We start from the raw sequence: 17,432 nt of genomic DNA on the forward strand, positions 1-17,432 counted from the left end.
CAAGACAATGACCATCGCCGTCCTCGATCTCGCCACCGAAACCGCGAAGCTGCTCGCCGATCTCAGCGTCGATGCCAACAGATACACCGGCGGTACGCTTTCGGTGACATCACCGATCACGGGCAAGGAAATCGGAAAGCTGAAGGAGCATTCTGTTACCGACGCCAAGGCGGCGATCGATGCGGCGCACGCGGCTTTCCTCGAATGGCGTGGCGTTCCGGCACCCAAGCGTGGCGAGCTGATCCGCCTGCTCGGCGAAGAGTTGCGCGCCTCCAAGGTAGCGCTTGGCCGCCTCGTCTCGATCGAAGTCGGCAAGATCACCTCCGAAGGCCTCGGTGAGGTGCAGGAAATGATCGATATCTGCGATTTCGCCGTTGGCCTTTCCCGCCAGCTCTACGGCCTGACGATCGCCACCGAACGTTCCGAGCACCGGATGATGGAAAGCTGGCATCCGCTCGGCGCTATCGGCATTATCTCGGCGTTCAATTTCCCTGTGGCCGTCTGGTCGTGGAATGCGGCACTCGCCATCGTCTGCGGAAATTCCACCGTCTGGAAGCCTTCCGAAAAGACGCCGCTGACGGCGCTTGCCGTGCAGGCGCTGTTCGAGAAGGCACTGAAGCGTTTTGTTGCTGAAGGTGGCAAGGCGCCGGCAAATCTCTCGACGCTGCTGATCGGCGGCCGCGAGGTAGGTGAAGTGCTGGTCGACCATCCGAAGATTCCGCTCGTTTCGGCCACTGGCTCAACGGCCATGGGTCGTGCCGTCGGTCCGCGCTTGTCTCAGCGTTTTGCCCGCGCGATCCTGGAACTCGGCGGCAACAATGCCGCAATCGTCTGCCCAACGGCCGATCTCGATCTGACGCTGCGGGGCGTTGCTTTCGCGGCGATGGGCACGGCCGGCCAGCGCTGCACGACGCTGCGCCGTCTCTTCGTGCATGAGAGCGTCTACGACCAGCTCGTTCCGCGGCTGAAGAAGGCTTATGGCTCGGTGACGATCGGCAATCCGCTGGACACGGGTACTCTGGTCGGCCCGCTGATCGACGGGCAGGCCTTTGGCAAGATGCAGACGGCGCTTGACCAGGCAAAGGCCGCTGGCGGCGCTGTCGTCGGTGGTGAGCGCGTCGAGAACGGTTCGGCAGAAGCCTTCTATGTTCGCCCAGCACTCGTCGAAATGCCCGAGCAGACCGGCCCGGTCGAGCAGGAAACCTTCGCTCCGATCCTCTACGTGATCAAGTACAGCGATTTCGACGCCGTGCTGGAGCTGCACAACGCCGTTCCGCAGGGCCTGTCGTCCTCGATCTTCACCAACAATATGCGCGAAGCGGAGACCTTCCTGTCCTCGCGGGGTTCGGATTGCGGCATTGCCAATGTCAATATTGGTCCATCCGGTGCTGAGATCGGCGGAGCTTTTGGCGGCGAGAAGGAGACCGGCGGCGGCCGTGAATCCGGTTCGGATGCCTGGAAGGCTTACATGCGACGCTCCACCAACACCGTCAATTACGGCAAGACCCTGCCGTTGGCGCAAGGCGTCAAGTTCGACGTGGAATAAGGCTAACGCATTGAATCCAAAAAGCGGCGCCTCAGTGGCGTCGCTTTTTTTTGAGGACATTCGGATTTATTTCCCGCGAAGATGAAAGATTGAGTCAAGATAATGTGATGTTATTTTTGACCCCGAAACTTGAAGTCATCAGTCAACAAAAATATACGCCTGCCATCATCCTTGGGAACTCGGGTGACATTGCCACGGAGGCCATCATGAAAATTGTTTTTAACCGTCTCTCCGGCGCGTTCGCGCTTGCCGCTTCACTTCTCGCCGCCACTGCGCTCGCAGGCAGCGTCAATGCGCAGGAGTCCGAAGGTATCGTCGTCTATAATGCCCAGCACGAAAGCCTCGGCCGCGAATGGATCGACGCCTTCACCAAGGAGACCGGCATCAAGGTCACTATGCGCCAGGGCAGCGACATGCAGTTCGCCAATCAGATCATCCAGGAAGGCGATGCTTCACCGGCCGACGTATTCCTGACCGAAAACTCGCCGGCGATGACGCTGGTCGACGGTGCCGGCTTGTTTGCGCCGATCGAGAAGGACACGCTGGATCAGGTTCCCGAGCAGTATCGCCCGGCTGACGGCATGTGGATCGGCATCGCCGCCCGCAGCACCGTTTTTGTCTATGACAAGACGAAGCTGACGGAAGACAAGCTGCCGAAGTCGATGGCCGAACTTCAGGATCCGGCCTGGAAGGGCCGCTGGGGTGCCGCACCCGCTGGTGCTGATTTCCAGGCAATCGTCGCGGCCTTCCTGCAGTTGAAGGGCGAAGATGCCACCAAGGCATGGCTGAAAGGCCTCAAGGACAACGCCACGCCCTACAAGGGCAACAGCGTTGCGATGAAGGCCGTGAACGCTGGTGAAGTCGAGGGCGCGATCATCTATCACTATTATTGGTTCGGCGATCAGGCGAAGACCGGCGAAAACAGCAAGAATGTCGGCCTGCACTATTTCAAGAATCAGGATCCGGGTGCTTTCGTTTCCGTTTCGGGCGGCGGTGTCCTGAAGTCCACGCAGCACATGAAGGAAGCTCAGGCTTTCCTGAAGTATCTCACCAGCAAGGCCGGCCAGGCAGTGCTCAAGGATGGAGATTCCTTTGAATATGCTGTCGGTAAGAACGCGGCCTCCAATGACAGGCTGGTGCCGCTTGCCGATCTCGACGCTCCAAAGGTCGAAGCCTCGACGCTGGACAGCAAGAAGGTCGTGGAGCTGATGACGGCCGCCGGCCTCATCTAACCTTTCTGCCGCAGGCTTCTTCCGGCCAAAACTATTGCTTTTGGCTCAAGAAAACCTTAGGGCATGACGAAATCCGGCAACCGCTCCTCAACGGCGGTTGCCTTCCTTTTTCAGCGTGTGAAGGCATCGGCCTTGCTGCAGGACAATAGATTGCTTGCATCCCGCAAGAAGGCGCCGGTGACGCCAGGGGCCGCGCGAATGAGTTTGCGGCGCGGGCGCATGCCACACGCTTCAGTCGTTCTCCTCGCCTCCATCGTCGCGGTCTTCAGCCTCGTGCCGCTCGGCTTCATTGCCTGGGTGACCTATGATGTCGGCTGGGAAACGGTGAAGACGCTGGTCTTCCGCCCGCGTGTCGGCCAGCTTCTCGTCAATACGGTTCTCCTGGAATCGATTACCATTCCGCTGTCGATCGTGCTTGCCGTCACCCTCGCCTGGTTGACAGAGCGGACGGACATCCCTTTCCCACGGTTCTGGGCATGGCTGGCGATCGCCCCGCTCGCCGTGCCGGCCTTCGTGCATTCCTATGCCTGGGTAAGCCTGCTTCCGGCCATGCGCGGGTTGCAGAGCGGCGTTTTCGTTTCGGTGCTGGCCTATTACCCTTTCCTCTACCTGCCGGTTGCAGCCGCCCTTCGCCGGCTCGATCCGGCAATCGAAGATGCTGCGGCCTCGCTTGGCCTCGATCCGTGGCGCGTATTCTTCCGCACGATCCTGCCGCAGCTGCGCCTTGCCATCTGCGGCGGCTCGCTGCTGATCGCGCTGCACCTGCTGTCGGAATACGGACTGTTCGTGATGATCCGCTTCGACACGTTTGCGACCGCGATCGTCGACCAGTTTCAGTCTTCCTATAATAGTCCGGCTTCCAATATGCTCGGCGGGGTGCTCGTCGCCTGCTGCCTATTCCTCCTCGGCCTCGAGATCCTGTCGCGCGGCAATGAGCGATATGCGCGCGTCGGCTCGGGTTCGGCGCGCCCGGCCGATCGCCGCCGGCTCGGCTGGTTCGTGGTGCCTGCCTTGGCACTACCGATTATCCTCGCAGTGCTGACGCTCGGCGTGCCGCTGATTACGCTCGGTCGTTGGCTTTATCTCGGTGGGCTCGGCATCTGGCGTCTCGAGGTCGTAAGCGCCTTTGTGCAGACGATCGTTCTCGCCATTGCCGGCGGCGTGCTGACGACAATCGCCGCTGCCCCCATGGCATGGCTCTCGGTGCGCGCGCCGGGCCGCCTTCAGCGCATGCTCGAAGCCTGCCACTATTATGTCGGTTCGCTGCCCGGTGTCGTCGTGGCGCTCGCGCTGGTTTCCATCACCGTTCGCCTTATTCCGCCGCTATACCAGACCTTTGCAACGCTGCTCGTTGCCTATGTGCTGCTGTTCCTGCCGCGCGCCATGGTGGGCTTGCGCGCCAGCATCGCGCAGGCGCCTGTCGAACTGGAGCGCGCAGCAATGGGGCTTGGCCGGACGCCGGGACAGGCAGTGCGCCAGATCACCATGCGCCTTGCAGCGCCGGGGGCTGCTGCCAGCATGGCACTTGCCGCGCTCGGCATCACCAATGAATTGACGGCGACGCTGATGCTGTCGCCGAACGGCGTCGATACGCTGGCGACGAAATTCTGGTCGTTGACCAGCGAGATCGATTATGTCTCTGCAGCACCCTATGCCTTCATGATGGTCGTGCTGTCGCTGCCGCTTACCCTCATGCTCTATACCCAATCGAAACGGACTGCCGGCCAATGACGCTGCTTACGATCGACACTATCAGCAAGCGTTACGGCCCGGTTCAGGCCCTGAAGGATATTTCGCTCGAAGTTCAGGCGGGCAGCCGCACGGCGGTCGTCGGTCCCTCCGGTTCCGGCAAGACGACGCTGCTGCGCATTATTGCCGGCTTCGAACAGCCTGATGTCGGTCGTGTGATGCTCGATGGTGAGGTGCTTGCCGATGGGCCGGCCTGCGTTCCCGCCCACAAGCGAGGTATCGGCATCGTCTCGCAGGATGGCGCACTTTTTCCGCATCTAAGTGTCGCGGAAAATATCGGTTTCGGTTTCGAGCGCGGCGCGCCGGATCGCGAAAAGCGAATTCGCGACCTTCTGGAAATGGTGGAGCTGGAAAACAGTATGCTGGATCGCCGTCCGCACCAGCTCTCGGGTGGCCAGCAGCAGCGTGTGGCGCTTGCCCGCGCGCTCGGTCGCCGTCCGCGCCTGATGTTGCTGGACGAACCGTTTTCCGCCCTGGATACAGGCCTTCGGGAAAACATGCGCAAGGCTGTTGCCCGCGTTCTGCAGACCGCTGGCATCACCGCCGTTCTTGTGACCCACGATCAGGGCGAGGCCCTCTCCTTTGCCGATCAGGTTGCGGTATTGCGCGAGGGGAAACTCGTGCAGGCCGGCACACCGCAGACAATTTATCTCAAGCCGCGCGACCGCGAGACGGCGCTTTTCCTCGGCGATGCCGTCATGCTGCCGGCCATCATCAAGAACGGTTTTGCCGATTGCGCGCTTGGCAGTGTGCCGGTTGAGGGGCCCCACCAGGGCAAGGCGGAAATCATGTTGCGGCCGGAGCAGATCCGCGTCGTCGTCGACGAGGCCAACGCGAAATATGGCGGACGTGTCGTCGATGTGGAATTCGGCGGCGCGACTTGCACGGTGGCGGTGTCGCTTGCGGCTGTCGCCCTGCCGCCGATCCTGATCAAGACATCAAGCGTGGCATTGCCGGCGCGAGGCGATCTCGTTCGCCTCGATATCGCCGGCAAGGCGCATGTGTTTGTGCGGTAAGTTCAGCCCGCCTTCAAAACCAGCTCTTCGGATTCCTCGCCTGCCAGCCAACCGCCGGTGAAGCCTGCGCGTTCGAGACCGAGGCGGATGACCGGATTCTTACGCATCAACTTCCAGATGAAGTCGGACCGTGCGTTCTCGACCGTCATGACGACGAGGCCTTGGTCGATGGCGACGGTGCGGTCATCGACCCAGCCCTCGGGCCGCTTGGTCTGGACTGTCGGATTGAAGCCGCCGGGGAAGCCGCCTTCCAGGAGCAGGTTCGGATAAGTCGTCAGCAGCGCCTTGGTGCCGTCCAGGGCAGCCTGGCGGTCGTAAGGCAGGCAGCCGAGCGCTGCCCAGGGCGCGATCGTGCCGTCATCAGGGCCGAGTGGAGCGCCGCGGGCTGCATATCCCAGGACCTTCGGGCTGCGGCCGCCGCGCATGCGCCGCGTCGGCGGGGGGCCATCGCAGGCGGTGAAGCCCCAGATATCCTTGCTGTAGCCGACGAACTGGCCGGGGTTGCGTTCCGCATAATCGCGCTGGACATTGATGACGACCTGCGTGTTGCGGAAGTAGTCCCAGTTCCGCTCGGCCATCGGCTTGTCCTGGATGCCACGGAAATCGATCCAGGCATGTGAGAAGAGATGGATGAAGAGCGGCCCGGCATAGAGATAGGGCTGCTCGTTGAAGATCATCCACGAATAGCTTGCCGTGAAGGCGTCGTAGCTCGATTGGGGGATCGAGTAGGTCGGTGATGCCAGCGCCAGCGTGTAGAGGATGATCGCTTCATCGAAGCCATGGTAGCGCCAACGCAGGAAACCCGAAGAGGGCTTCCAGCCCATCGAGATACAATCGCCCTTGTTCAGCGCCCAGCGCCAGTCAACGCGCTCGTAGATGAATTTTGCGAGTGCGCGGATTTCGGTTTCGGTTTCATCCTCGCCGTCGAAATATTGCGCGGCGGTCAGGATGCCGGCAACGAGCAGAGCGGTATCGATGGTCGAAAGCTCGCTGTTCCAGGCGCGGTTGCCCGTATCCACGTGCAGAAAATGGTAGAAGAAGCCGCGATGGCCGGTCGCGTGGCGTTCCGTACCTTGCTTGGCATTGGCGAAGAAATGCAGCGTATTGAAGACGCGCTCGGCAGCTTCCTCGCGGCTTATCCAGCCGCGCTCGACGCCAACCGGATACGAGGAAAGCCCGAAACCGACTGCGGCGATGCTCGCCGGCACGCCAGGGATGGACGTATCCGGCACGAGGCCGTTTTCAGGATTGGAATATTTCAGGAAATATTTGAACGCTGAATGCTGCAGCCTGTCGACTAGCGCGGCATCAATGTCTTCAATCCGTTGCAGCATGTGCTCCTGCCCAACTGTTCTATCGCCCCATGCTTCAACATGGCGGCTGCCCCACGCAAATCAAACCTTTTTGATTCGCAAGGATAAGAGAACACAAACGTCGGCGATTGGCGTTAATAATTTCCCCGTGAAATAATATCTGGAATAAATGATATAAGCGATGCAGCAAAAGGGAGTAAACCGCACCCCCGCGATGTAGTCCATCCCGTGCGCTATCTATCATCGTTAAACTTTCGGTTGAGCCTCCTGGATTAGCTCAGGCAGCTTCCTCCGTCCGCACCAGATGGCCTGCTACGACCTCACGGAACTGACGCTTCGGAGGCACGTAACCCACGGGGCGGACGGGGCTTTTCAGCTCGTCGGTGGCGAGGTTGCGGCGGATGCCGCGTCGGGCGGGATCGGGCACCGGAACAGCCGCCATAAGCTTCTTGGTGTAAGGGTGCTGCGGATTGCGGAAAAGCTCTTCGCGCGGGCCGATCTCGACGATCTCGCCGAGATACATGACCGCAACGCGATGGCTGACGCGTTCGACGACGGCCATGTCGTGGGAGATGAAAAGGAATGCAAGGTTGAGGCTCTGCTGCAGGTCCATCAGGAGATTGCAGACCTGGGCCTTAATCGAGACATCGAGGGCCGACACGCTTTCATCCGCAACGATTACCTTCGGATCGAGCGCAAGGGCGCGTGCGATGCAGATACGCTGGCGCTGGCCGCCGGAAAATTCATGTGGGTAACGCTTCATCATATCGGGCTTCAAGCCGACGCGTTCGAGCAGGTCGGCGGCCTTGTCGCGGGCCTGTGCACGGGTACCGAGGCCGTGTTCGACAATGGGTTCGGCAACGGCAGCCCCTATCGTCATTCGCGGATTGAGGCTCGCGAAGGGGTCCTGGAAGATCATCTGGATGCTGCGGCGCATCTGACGCAGGCTGATCGCGTCGAGATTCAGCACGTCATAGCCGTCAAGGCTGATAGAGCCGGCATTCGGCTGCACCAGACGCGTGATCGAGCGTCCGGTCGTGGATTTGCCGCAGCCGGATTCGCCGACGAGGGCCAGCGTCTCGCCCTGAAAGAGTTCGAAGGAAACGTCCTCGACAGCATGAATGGCGCCGGTCTTGCGGCCGAGGAGACCGCCGCGAATATCGAAGCGTGTGACGAGGTTCTTCACTTCGAGGATTGGCGTTTTGCGGCGGTCGACGGTTTCGGCCACTTCCACCGGTTCGCGGCGTTCGCCGGTCGCCGAGTCGATGACAGGGAAACGCAGCGGCCATTTGCGACCATCCATGGAGCCGAGCCGCGGCACGGCAGAGAGCAGGGCGCGCGTATAGGGATGTTTGCCGCGATTGAAGATATCGTCCGTCGTGCCCGTTTCGACCGCTTCGCCGCGATACATGACGATGGTGCGGTCAGCGATCTCGGCGACGACACCCATGTCATGGGTGATGAAGAGGACGGACATGCCTTCTTCTTCCTGCAGCACCTTGATGAGGTCGAGGATCTGGCCCTGGATCGTCACGTCGAGCGCGGTGGTCGGTTCGTCGGCGATCAAAAGCTTCGGCCTTGACGCGAGTGCCATGGCAATCATGACGCGCTGGCGCATGCCGCCGGAAAACTGGTGCGGATATTCATCGAAGCGGGATGCGGCGTTCGGAATGCGCACCTTCTCCAGAAGGCGGATCGTTTCGGCGCGCGCGTCGGCCTTGCTGATGTCGCCATGGCATGTCAGTGCTTCGGAAATCTGCCTGCCGACGGTGAAGATCGGATTCAGGCTGGTCATCGGTTCCTGAAAGATCATGGCGGCATCCTTGCCGCGCACGGAACGCATCTCCTTGTCGGAGAGGGAAAGGATATCGCGCCCATTGAGCGTGATGCTGCCTTCGACGCGGCTCGAGCCCCTGGCGAGCAGGCGCATGATGGAAAGCGAGGTGACGCTTTTGCCGGACCCGCTCTCTCCGACGATGGCGACCGTTTCCCCCGGCATGACATCGAAGGAGACATCGCGGACGACGGATCTCCATTCGCCATCTGCGAGAAAGGAAGTTGTCAAGTTCTTGACGGAAAGAACCGGAGAGACGGATGCTGCAGGCTGATCACTCATATCGTTCCCTTATTCTTTTTGTGCCGGAAGGCTGGGATTTCAGGTCTTCAAAGGCGTGGCAAGTGAGGCGGACGGCCGTCCTTCAGCAATACGCGCGGCCTCGAGCGCCGCGATCCTTTCATCGATCTCGCGCCTGTCGATCATTCCATTGGGATTGGCCTTCGTCGCCATCGTCTCGGCGACGTGCATGTAGCGTTCCTGCGCTACCGCATAGAGCCGGCGCAATTCCGCGAGCGGGTCGGGATGATCGTCCGCCCTGATGCTAAGCCAGGGATAATCCTGATCACGATGGACGAGGAGGGCGGCAGACTGTTTGCCACGCTTATCACCGCCGGCATCCTCGCCGGCCTGCATGGCTTCGAGCAGGCGCTCGACGAAGGACTTGTCCATCGCCTTCTTATAGGTGGCAAGCGTCTGTGCGATGACATCAGGGCCGGCCAGCATATTGCCGGCGACGGAAACACTATCGTCGAGCAGATGGCCGGCCCAATCGATGCATTTTGCGCCGGTGAAGGCGGCGTTGCGGCCGCGAGCATTGATCAGGTGAAGCTGGCGCTGGTCTCGGCCGGCATCACGGGCGGTCAGTTCGGCGATGATCTCATCCGGCGCCTTGCCGGTAGCAAGCAAAGCGAGCCCATCCGTACCGTAGAGCGGGCTTACGAAAGCCTGCGTCGCGACTGCGCCGATGCCGCCGCGGACATGCGGCACCAGGCCGCCGACCGCAAAGAAGCGGGTGGCGACGGCAATGCCGAGATAGCCTGTGTTGGGATCACGGGCGACGATGGACCATGTCATGCTTATCTCCCGACCGCATAGGCCTGCATGAGGCGCGGCGTGGCGGCGGCTCGCAACAGCCCATCGGCATCGCGGCGGGCTGCCGTCAAGCGGCCGATGGTCCAAGGATCGGAGACGGTGAGCTTGTGGCCGCGGGCACGCAGACTGTCGAGTACGGCCGCGCTGAAATTGCCTTCCACCATCAGGCCGCCCGGCTCGCGTGTGCGCGGATAGAAGGAGCCGGGGAAATGCGAGGTGTGGAAGAGCGGCTGGTCGATTGCCGCCTGCAGGTTCATCTTGTGATGGACATAACGCAGGAAGAAGGAGAGCTGCCATTGTTCCTGCTGGTCGCCTCCGGGCGTGCCGAACGCGAGCGTCGGGCGGCCTTCGTAAAGGGCGAGTGAGGGCGTCAGCGTCGTGCGCGGGCGCTTGCCGGGAGCGAGCGATGTCGGCAGGCCGGGTTTCAGCCAGAACATCTGGGCGCGCGAATTCAGGCAGAAGCCGAGGCCTGGAATGATCGGCGAGGACTGCAGCCAGCCGCCTGAGGGGGTGACCGAGACCATGTTGCCTTCGCGGTCGATGACGTCGATGTGGACCGTGTCGCCGCGCTTTTCCGTCAGATGTGCCATGGTCGGCTCGTAGACGGCGCCGGTCTTGGAATCGGCGCCGAGCATTTCCATCGTCACATCATATTGTTGCTCGAAGCCGGGCAGCTTACCGGGACGCAGGTCGAAGGAGGCTTCGTCCGTAATGAGTTTGCGGCGGACGGCGGCGTAGGTGTCTGACAGAAGCTGGTCGAGCGGCACTTCGGCGAATTTCGGATCACCGTAGTAGATCTCTCGATCGGCGAAGGCGAGTTTCATGGCTTCGGTCACGGTATGGACGAAGTCGGCGCCATCAGGCGCCATTGCAGCGATATCCATGCCCTTGAGGATCGACAGGGCCTGCAGGAAGACCGGACCCTGTCCCCAGGGGCCGATCTTGGCGACCGTCCAGCCGTGATAGTCGTAGGTCTGCGGTTCCTCGATCGTTGCCGACCAGTTCGCCATGTCGTCTGCCGTCAGCACCGCCTTGTGGCGGCTGCCGCTCGCATCCATCACTTCGGCGATCTTCAGATAGTTTGCGATCTTTTCGGCGACGAAGCCGCGATAGAAGGCGTCGCGGGCGGCTTCGATCTGTGCCTCGCGGCCCTGCTTTGCTTCGGCCTCGGAAATGATGCGCTTCCAGGTCTCGGCCAGAACCGGGTTCTTGAAGTTGGAATTCGGTTCTGGAACGGACCCTCCGGGTACCCAAGTTTCGAAGGAGGTCGGCCATTCCCTTTCAAAGAATTCGGCAAGACCCTTGATGGTCGCGGAGACGCGCGGCAGCAGCGGATGGCCGTTTTCGGCGTAATCGATCGCCGGCTCCAGCACGTCGCGCACGCTCAGCCGGCCGTAATCGCGCAACATCAGCATCCAGCCATCGAAGGAGCCGGGAATGACAGTTGCAAGAAGGCCGTCGCCGGGGATCAGTTTCAGGCCCTCGGACGTATAGTGTTCGATAGTGGCGCCTGCGGGCGCAGGGCCTTGGGCACAGATGACCTCGACCTTGTCCTTTTTCTTGGAATAGATGATTGCCGGCATGTCGCCGCCGGGGCCGACGAGGTGCGGCTCGAGAATCTGCAGGGTGAAGCCGGTGGCAACCGCCGCATCGAAGGCATTGCCGCCCTTTTCCAGGATGCTCATACCGGCGGCCGAGGCGATCCAGTGCGTTGAGGTGACGACGCCGAATGTGCCCAGAATTTCGGGGCGGGTCGTGAATGCGGTCATTTCATATGTCCTTTCGAAGAGTCATGCTTCGCGCGGATCAAGCGCATCGCGCAGACCGTCGCCCAAGAGATTGAAACCGATAACGACGAGGAAGATGGCCATGCCGGGCCACATCGCCATCCACGGTGCCTGGCTGAGGAAATTCTTGGCAACGTTCAGCATCGAGCCCCAGCTAGGTGCCGGTGGCTGTTGGCCGAGCCCGAGGAAAGAGAGGCTGGCTTCGGCGATGATGGCGGTTGCGATCGTCAACGTCGCCTGTACGAGGATCGGCGCGAACACATTCGGCAGGATGTAGCGGGTGATGATGCTGAAATGGCGAAGACCGATGGATCGCGCGCCTTCGATATACTCCTCAGTCTTGACCGCCAGCACCTGCCCGCGCGTCAGCCGCACGAAGATCGGCATGGCCGAAAGGCCGATCGCGATCATCGCATTGCTGAGGCTCGGGCCGAGGAAGGCGGCGAGCGCGATCGCGGTGATGAGGAAAGGCATCGCCAGAAAGGCTTCGGTAATGCGGGAGATGATCATGTCGATCCAGCCGCCGAAATAGCCTGAGATCAGGCCGAAGGGCACGCCGACGAGGACGGCGATCGCTACGGAGAAGACGCCAGCCATCAGCGAGGCCTGGGCGCCCCAGATCATTCGGGAGAGGATGTCGCGGCCGATATCGTCGGTGCCGAGCCAATGGGCGGCTGATGGCGCCTTGCGGATCGTCGACCAGCTCGTGGCGTTCGGGTCGGAGAGCGGCAGAAGCGGCGCGATGAGGGCAAGGATTGCGAAAAAGCCGATGATGGCGAGGCCGACGAGCGCGCCCTTGTTGGCTTTGAGCTTGCGCCAGGCGCGGCTCGGCGCACGCTGCTCGGTTGAGGCTATGGGTGCGGCTGCGACTTGATCGATAGCGGTCATAGCGAAGCTCTCATGCGCGGATTGAGAAGGACATAGAGCACGTCGGCCACGAGGTTCATCAGGATGAAGCCGATTGCCGTGCAGATGACGACGCCCTGGACGACGGCGTAATCGCGATTGAAGACGGCATCGACGATGAGCTTGCCGAAGCCTGGAATGGTGAAAATCTGTTCGGTGAGAACCGCGCCGGCGAGAAGTTCGCCGAAAAGCAGAGCGGTCAGTGTGACAATCGGCAGGACCGCGTTGCGGAAGCTGTGTTCCAGAACCACGGAGCTTTCCGGAAGCCCCTTGGCGCGGGCGGTACGGATATAGTCGGCGCTCAAGACGCTCAGCATCGCCGAACGGGTGTGGCGCATCAGCGTGGCGGCAAGTGCGTTGCCGAGCACGAAGGAGGGCATCAGCATGGTCTGGATCGAGCGTAGCGGATTGGAGAAGAAGGACTCATAGCCTGAAGCTGGCAACCAGCCGAGGTTCACCGAAATCAGCAGGATCAGCATAATGCCGAGCCAGAAGTTCGGGATCGACAGACCTGACAGAGCGATGATGTTGGCGAGATAATCGATGAAGGTGTTCTTCTTGACGGCCGCCAGAATGCCCATCGGCACGCCGATGACGAAGGCGAAGACCATCGACATGATCGCGAGCTGGATGGTGACCGGCAGTTTCTCGGCCACGAGCTCGAGAACCGGCTGGTTGGTGCGCAGCGAAATGCCGAGATCGCCCTGAAGCGCGGAGCCCAGCCAGTAGAAATACTGGTAGGGGACGGGATCGTTGAGATGATATTTTTCCCGTAGGAATTCCAGCACCTGCGGATCGCGCTCTTCGCCGGCCATCGCCAGAACCGGATCGCCCGGCAGAAGTTTCTGCAGCGAGAAGACGAACACCGAAATGATCAGTAGAGTTGGAATGGCGACCAGCAGCCGCTTGGCGATGAACCTGTACATGGGCGCTCCGATACCATCAGCGGAACGCGGCGAGGGTCGCCGCATTCCTGAAGCGTGCGGCTGTCAGCCTTCCTTTTTCACGCCGACGAGGCGGATCATGCCGTCGGGCGAAGCAACGAAGCCGGTGATGTTCTTGTGCAGCGCCCAGATCCAGGACTGGTGGCCGAGGAAGATGATCGGCAAGTCGTCATTGAGGATCGCAGTTGCGGCATCGTATTTCTGCTTGCGCACGGAATCGTCAGGAGACTGGCGAGCCTCGTTCAGCAGCTTATCGACATCAGCATTGCAATATTTGCTGTCGTTCAGGCCGGCGCCACAGGTGACGAACTGCTGGATGTTGCCGTCAGGATCGACGCGGCCGGACCAGTCGGAGCGGCTGAGCTGGTAATTGCCGGCGGTCTGCTCATTGAGCAGGGTCGCAAATTCCGTTGTCTTCAGGGTCAGGTCGAAGCCGGCTTCGGCGACCATGGACTGGACGATCTGCATCATCTGCATGACCACGGGGCTGTTAGAAACCTGCATTTCGACCGGAATGCGGTCGAAGCCTGCCGCCTCGACGAGGGCCTTGGCCTTTTCGACGTCGCGGGCCGGAACCGGAACATTCTTGTCGAACCACGGGCTGCTCGGCGGGAAGGGCTGGTTGCCGGCAACGCCGGTGCCTTCGAAGACGATCTGCATGGCGGCATCGCGGTCGATTGCCAACGAGAAGGCCTGGCGCAGGCGCTTGTCCTTGCCGATCGGGTTATCGGCGCGCGCGCCATTGCCGACATTGGCGTAGATGCCGAGCCAGCCGGTGTTGACGACATCCTTGTAGACGAGGTTCGGATCGCTCTTGACCGTCTCGGCGTCGGTTGCGGCCACGCGTTCGATCATGTCGAGATCGCCGGAGCGCAGGTTGGCGAGGCGTACGGTCGAATCCGGGATCGGCAGGTAGGTGATCTTGTCGATGAAGACATTATCCTTGTTCCAGTAGTCCTGGAACTTTTCGAGCACGATGCGGTCCTGCTGGACGCGTTCGACGAACTTGAAGGGGCCGGCGCAGACCGGATGATCGCCGAACTTCGCGCCGAGTTCCTTTGCAGCCTTCGGGGAGACGATCATGCCCGCGCGGTCGGAAAGCTGGGCGAGCAGGGTGACATCCGGGCTCTTCAGCGTGAACCTGACTTCATATTCGCCTGTCGCCTCGACCTTCTGGACGGAGCTCAGCTCGCTCTTGCGACGCGATTCCGGCAGGGTCATGTTGCGCTCGATGGTGGCGACGACGGCTTCCGCGTTGAAGGGCGTCTCGTCCTGGAACTTCACACCTTGGCGAAGCTTCATGGTGAGCTCCTTGCCGTCGGCAGACCAGTTCCATTCCGTCGCAAGCTGTGGCACGATCTTCAGGTCCGGCGAGACATCGACGAGCTTGTCGCACATCGCGGTATAGACGATACGACCGACGAAGGTGCGCGACTGCGCGGGATCAAGCACGTCGGCATCGTCCTGTAATCCGATCTTCAGTTCGATCGCGAATGCGGGAAGCGCAAAGAGCGCTGCCGCTGCGGCAGTCGTCAGCAATCTGGCGAATTTCATTTCATTCTCCTCTGGTATGTTTTTGTCACTTTTGTCCTATCGAGCCGGCGGTTATCTCCGCCGTGCCGGCTTCCCCGCTCACGAGGGCTCCTTTTCGGCCACCGCTTCGCCATGGTCGAGAGAGGTGATGCGGATGAGGCTTTCCTGCAGCGTCAGCAGGTGTTGGCGCATGGCTTCACCGGCCTTTGCTGGATCGCGGGCGGCGATAGCGTCGACGATGGCTCTGTGCTGCCCATAGGTGACTTCGCGCGTGCGGCTTATGCTGCGGGCGCGCTCGCGGATCGTCTGCCAGGCGGGATCTTGCCGGACGCGATTGATGACATCGAAAATCGTCAGGAAGAACTGGTTCCCGGCGCATTGAGCAATCTGGCGATGCAGCGCCCCATCCCAGAGTTCGCGGCCGTCGGCATCGGTGCTGCCGTAGATTTTCTCCACCAGATCGTACATGCGTTCGATCTCGCGCGCCTTGGCCCGCATGGCTGCCAGCTGGACAAGCTGTGGCTCGATGCGCAGGCGCACCTCCATGATTTCCATGAGATCGGTGTCGGCGACGATGGAATCGACTTGGCTGCTCCATTCGTCCGGCCGCTTGCCGGCAAAGGTGCCGGAACCCTGCCGGCGCCAGATACGACCTTCGGCCTCCAGCACTTCCAGCGCGCGGCGGATGGAGCGGCGGCTGACGCCGAGCATTTCGGAGAGCGTGCGTTCAGTCGGCAGCTTGCCATCGGCATCGAGACTATCCGACTGCAGGAGAGTCCTCAGCTTCTCCAGCGCATAGTTCGAATTACCTTGCGTGTCGTCCATGAGGGCTGAACCAATTTGATATTGGTTCAATGCAAACCAAATCCTGCGGATCGTCAAGCGCTTTTTTTATGCAAATAAGTATCTGCCTGTTTATTGGTCGAATCGCACGGATTTACGGCAAAATCCAAAACTAGGCGCACGTTTTGACGAGAGCCGTACGCTAGGCAAGGGTGCGGTACCAAAAATCAATTGGTTCGCCTTTTAAGCCTCAGCGGTTCGCGGAGCGCGCCGAAAGGAAAGCCTGCGGCTCGAAGCTGAAATCCTTGTCGAAAGGATAGGTCGGGTGCTCTTTGCGCAGGCGCGGCAAGCGCTCGACGAACTGGTCGACGACACCGGCCGAGAGCGCCATGAGGTTGGGATTGGCGATCGGTGCCAGTTCCGGCGAGAGATAACCCGATTTGACGACGACGATCTTTGCCGTGCGCGGATCAAGACCGAGGCGGATAAAATCGACGATGTTGTGATAGGGGCGGCGTTTGGCGGACAGCACCAGATCGATGCCGCCGATGGAAACGACGGCCTGGCGATCGGCGGCGTCAGCGGTTTCGTGCAGGAATTTCACCAGGAAGCGTCCCGTCACCGGCTTGCTGCCCTTGGTATCGAGCGAGGCGCCGACCGTCAGCTTCAGAGTGGCGCCGACGCCCGCAGCATAGCAGGTCTCGGTGGCCGCCTGATCGGCGATGCCGGCGAAGACGACGCCGGTGGCGCCTTTTGCAATCAGTTCGGCCAATAGGTCGGCACGATCGCCCACACCGCCGCCGGTCGGATTGTCGCCAGATTCGGCAAGCACCACGGGGCCGGTCGGGCTCGTGATCGCCTTGGAGACGCATTCCTCGATCGAGCCGGTCTCGCAGCCGAAAACGAATTCTTCGCGTACGTCCCAATAGGCCTTTGCCAAACGCTTTGCCTCACGCTCCAGCACGGTGCGGTCGGTACCGGTCATGATGGCGGCGGCGGTTGTGCGGGGTTCGTCGGCCCAGACGTAGCCGACCATCAGCGAAGCATCCCAGACGCCATCGAGCGCGTCGATACCGGGCAGTTCGGCGTAAAGGCTCTTTGCCGGTTCATCGACGGTGCTGGTGCGTTCCCCCGGCAGAACGACCGGGATCGGCGCCCAGAGCAGGACGGGCTTCACGCCCGTCTTCAGGCTTTTCACGAGCATGGAGACCGAGCGGCGCATCGTCTCTTCGACGTCGATATGCGGCGCCGTGCGATAGGTGGAGTACATGTCCAGCGCATCGAGGATGCGCTGGGTGACGTTGCCATGCAGGTCGTAACTGGCCGAGATCATGCAGTGATCGCCGACAAGCGCGCGGGTTGCACCGATCCAGTCGCCTTCCGCATCTTCCATGCCTTCGACATACATGGCTCCGTGCATGGCGAGATAGAGGCCGTCGAGCGGCAGCAGTGGCTTCAGGCGTTCCAGGAACTCCGCCTTGAAGGCCTCATAGGTATGGCGTGCGACCGGGCCGCCGGCAATGGCGCGGGCATGGATCGTCGGCAGGAATTCGGCGTCGTAATCTCCAAGGAACGCAAAATAGGGGTTTGCCAGCAATTCCTCGCCACGTACCACCCGGAAGTCCTTCTCCTCGTTCAGGATGGGATTGTACGTGCTGCATTCGATGTGAATGCCACCGACGGCGATGCGCATG

The 17,432-nt window shown here is 61.2% G+C and carries 13 protein-coding genes; 4 read left to right on the forward strand and 9 right to left on the reverse strand.

The genetic code is table 11. The features are described from left to right. Positions 1–7 precede the first annotated feature (7 nt). The 4 genes from amaB to JNB85_RS17380 all read left to right on the forward strand — a co-directional run bounded on the left by amaB (position 8) and on the right by JNB85_RS17380 (position 5,543). Positions 8–1,546 (forward strand): L-piperidine-6-carboxylate dehydrogenase, encoded by a 1,539-nt coding sequence (gene amaB / locus JNB85_RS17365; RefSeq protein WP_220335582.1) that lies wholly within the window; start codon positions 8–10, stop codon positions 1,544–1,546. A 206-nt stretch (positions 1,547–1,752) separates the two neighbouring features. Next, the gene (locus JNB85_RS17370) at positions 1,753–2,778 is read left to right on the forward strand and encodes an iron ABC transporter substrate-binding protein (protein ID WP_220335583.1); all 1,026 of its coding nucleotides are present in this window, start codon (positions 1,753–1,755) and stop codon (positions 2,776–2,778) included. 63 nt (positions 2,779–2,841) lie between these two features. Next, entirely contained in the window at positions 2,842–4,509 is a 1,668-nt protein-coding gene (locus tag JNB85_RS17375; RefSeq protein WP_220335584.1) for an ABC transporter permease, read from the forward strand. Beyond that, positions 4,506–5,543: an ABC transporter ATP-binding protein gene (locus JNB85_RS17380; protein ID WP_220335585.1), complete on the forward strand. Its 1,038-nt coding sequence runs from the start codon at positions 4,506–4,508 to the stop codon at positions 5,541–5,543. Before JNB85_RS17375 ends, JNB85_RS17380 begins: the two co-directional genes overlap by 4 nt. A gap of 2 nt (positions 5,544–5,545) precedes the next feature. On the opposite strand, the gene JNB85_RS17385 is transcribed toward JNB85_RS17380, so the two are convergent. The 9 genes from JNB85_RS17385 to JNB85_RS17425 form a co-directional block, all read right to left on the reverse strand. Continuing rightward, positions 5,546–6,877: a glucoamylase family protein gene (locus JNB85_RS17385; protein WP_220335586.1), complete on the reverse strand. Its 1,332-nt coding sequence runs from the start codon at positions 6,875–6,877 to the stop codon at positions 5,546–5,548. A 256-nt stretch (positions 6,878–7,133) separates the two neighbouring features. Next, the gene (locus JNB85_RS17390; protein WP_220335587.1) at positions 7,134–8,972 is read right to left on the reverse strand and encodes an ABC transporter ATP-binding protein; all 1,839 of its coding nucleotides are present in this window, start codon (positions 8,970–8,972) and stop codon (positions 7,134–7,136) included. Positions 8,973–9,011: 39 nt separating this feature from the next. Further along, the gene (locus tag JNB85_RS17395; RefSeq protein WP_220335588.1) at positions 9,012–9,767 is read right to left on the reverse strand and encodes a DUF1028 domain-containing protein; all 756 of its coding nucleotides are present in this window, start codon (positions 9,765–9,767) and stop codon (positions 9,012–9,014) included. 2 nt (positions 9,768–9,769) lie between these two features. Next, positions 9,770–11,554 (reverse strand): gamma-glutamyltransferase family protein, encoded by a 1,785-nt coding sequence (locus JNB85_RS17400; protein WP_220335589.1) that lies wholly within the window; start codon positions 11,552–11,554, stop codon positions 9,770–9,772. Positions 11,555–11,575: 21 nt separating this feature from the next. Beyond that, on the reverse strand, positions 11,576–12,460 hold the full coding sequence (locus JNB85_RS17405) for an ABC transporter permease (protein WP_220335590.1): 885 nt from the start codon (positions 12,458–12,460) through the stop codon (positions 11,576–11,578). Next, entirely contained in the window at positions 12,457–13,404 is a 948-nt protein-coding gene (locus tag JNB85_RS17410; RefSeq protein WP_220335591.1) for an ABC transporter permease, read from the reverse strand. The genes JNB85_RS17405 and JNB85_RS17410 overlap by 4 nt, the downstream gene beginning before the upstream one ends. 63 nt (positions 13,405–13,467) lie before the next feature. Then, a complete protein-coding gene (locus tag JNB85_RS17415; RefSeq protein ID WP_220335592.1) occupies positions 13,468–14,976 on the reverse strand; it encodes an ABC transporter substrate-binding protein in 1,509 nt (502 codons plus the stop codon). Between the two features lie 78 nt (positions 14,977–15,054). Further along, positions 15,055–15,780, reverse strand: coding sequence for a FadR/GntR family transcriptional regulator (locus tag JNB85_RS17420; protein WP_220335783.1), 726 nt, complete (start codon positions 15,778–15,780; stop codon positions 15,055–15,057). Positions 15,781–15,988: 208 nt separating this feature from the next. Then, entirely contained in the window at positions 15,989–17,431 is a 1,443-nt protein-coding gene (locus tag JNB85_RS17425; protein WP_220335593.1) for a M81 family metallopeptidase, read from the reverse strand. Position 17,432 lies beyond the last annotated feature (1 nt).

Origin of the sequence: Rhizobium mesosinicum, assembly GCF_019511345.1 — a bacterium.
Classification (GTDB): domain Bacteria; phylum Pseudomonadota; class Alphaproteobacteria; order Rhizobiales; family Rhizobiaceae; genus Rhizobium; species Rhizobium mesosinicum.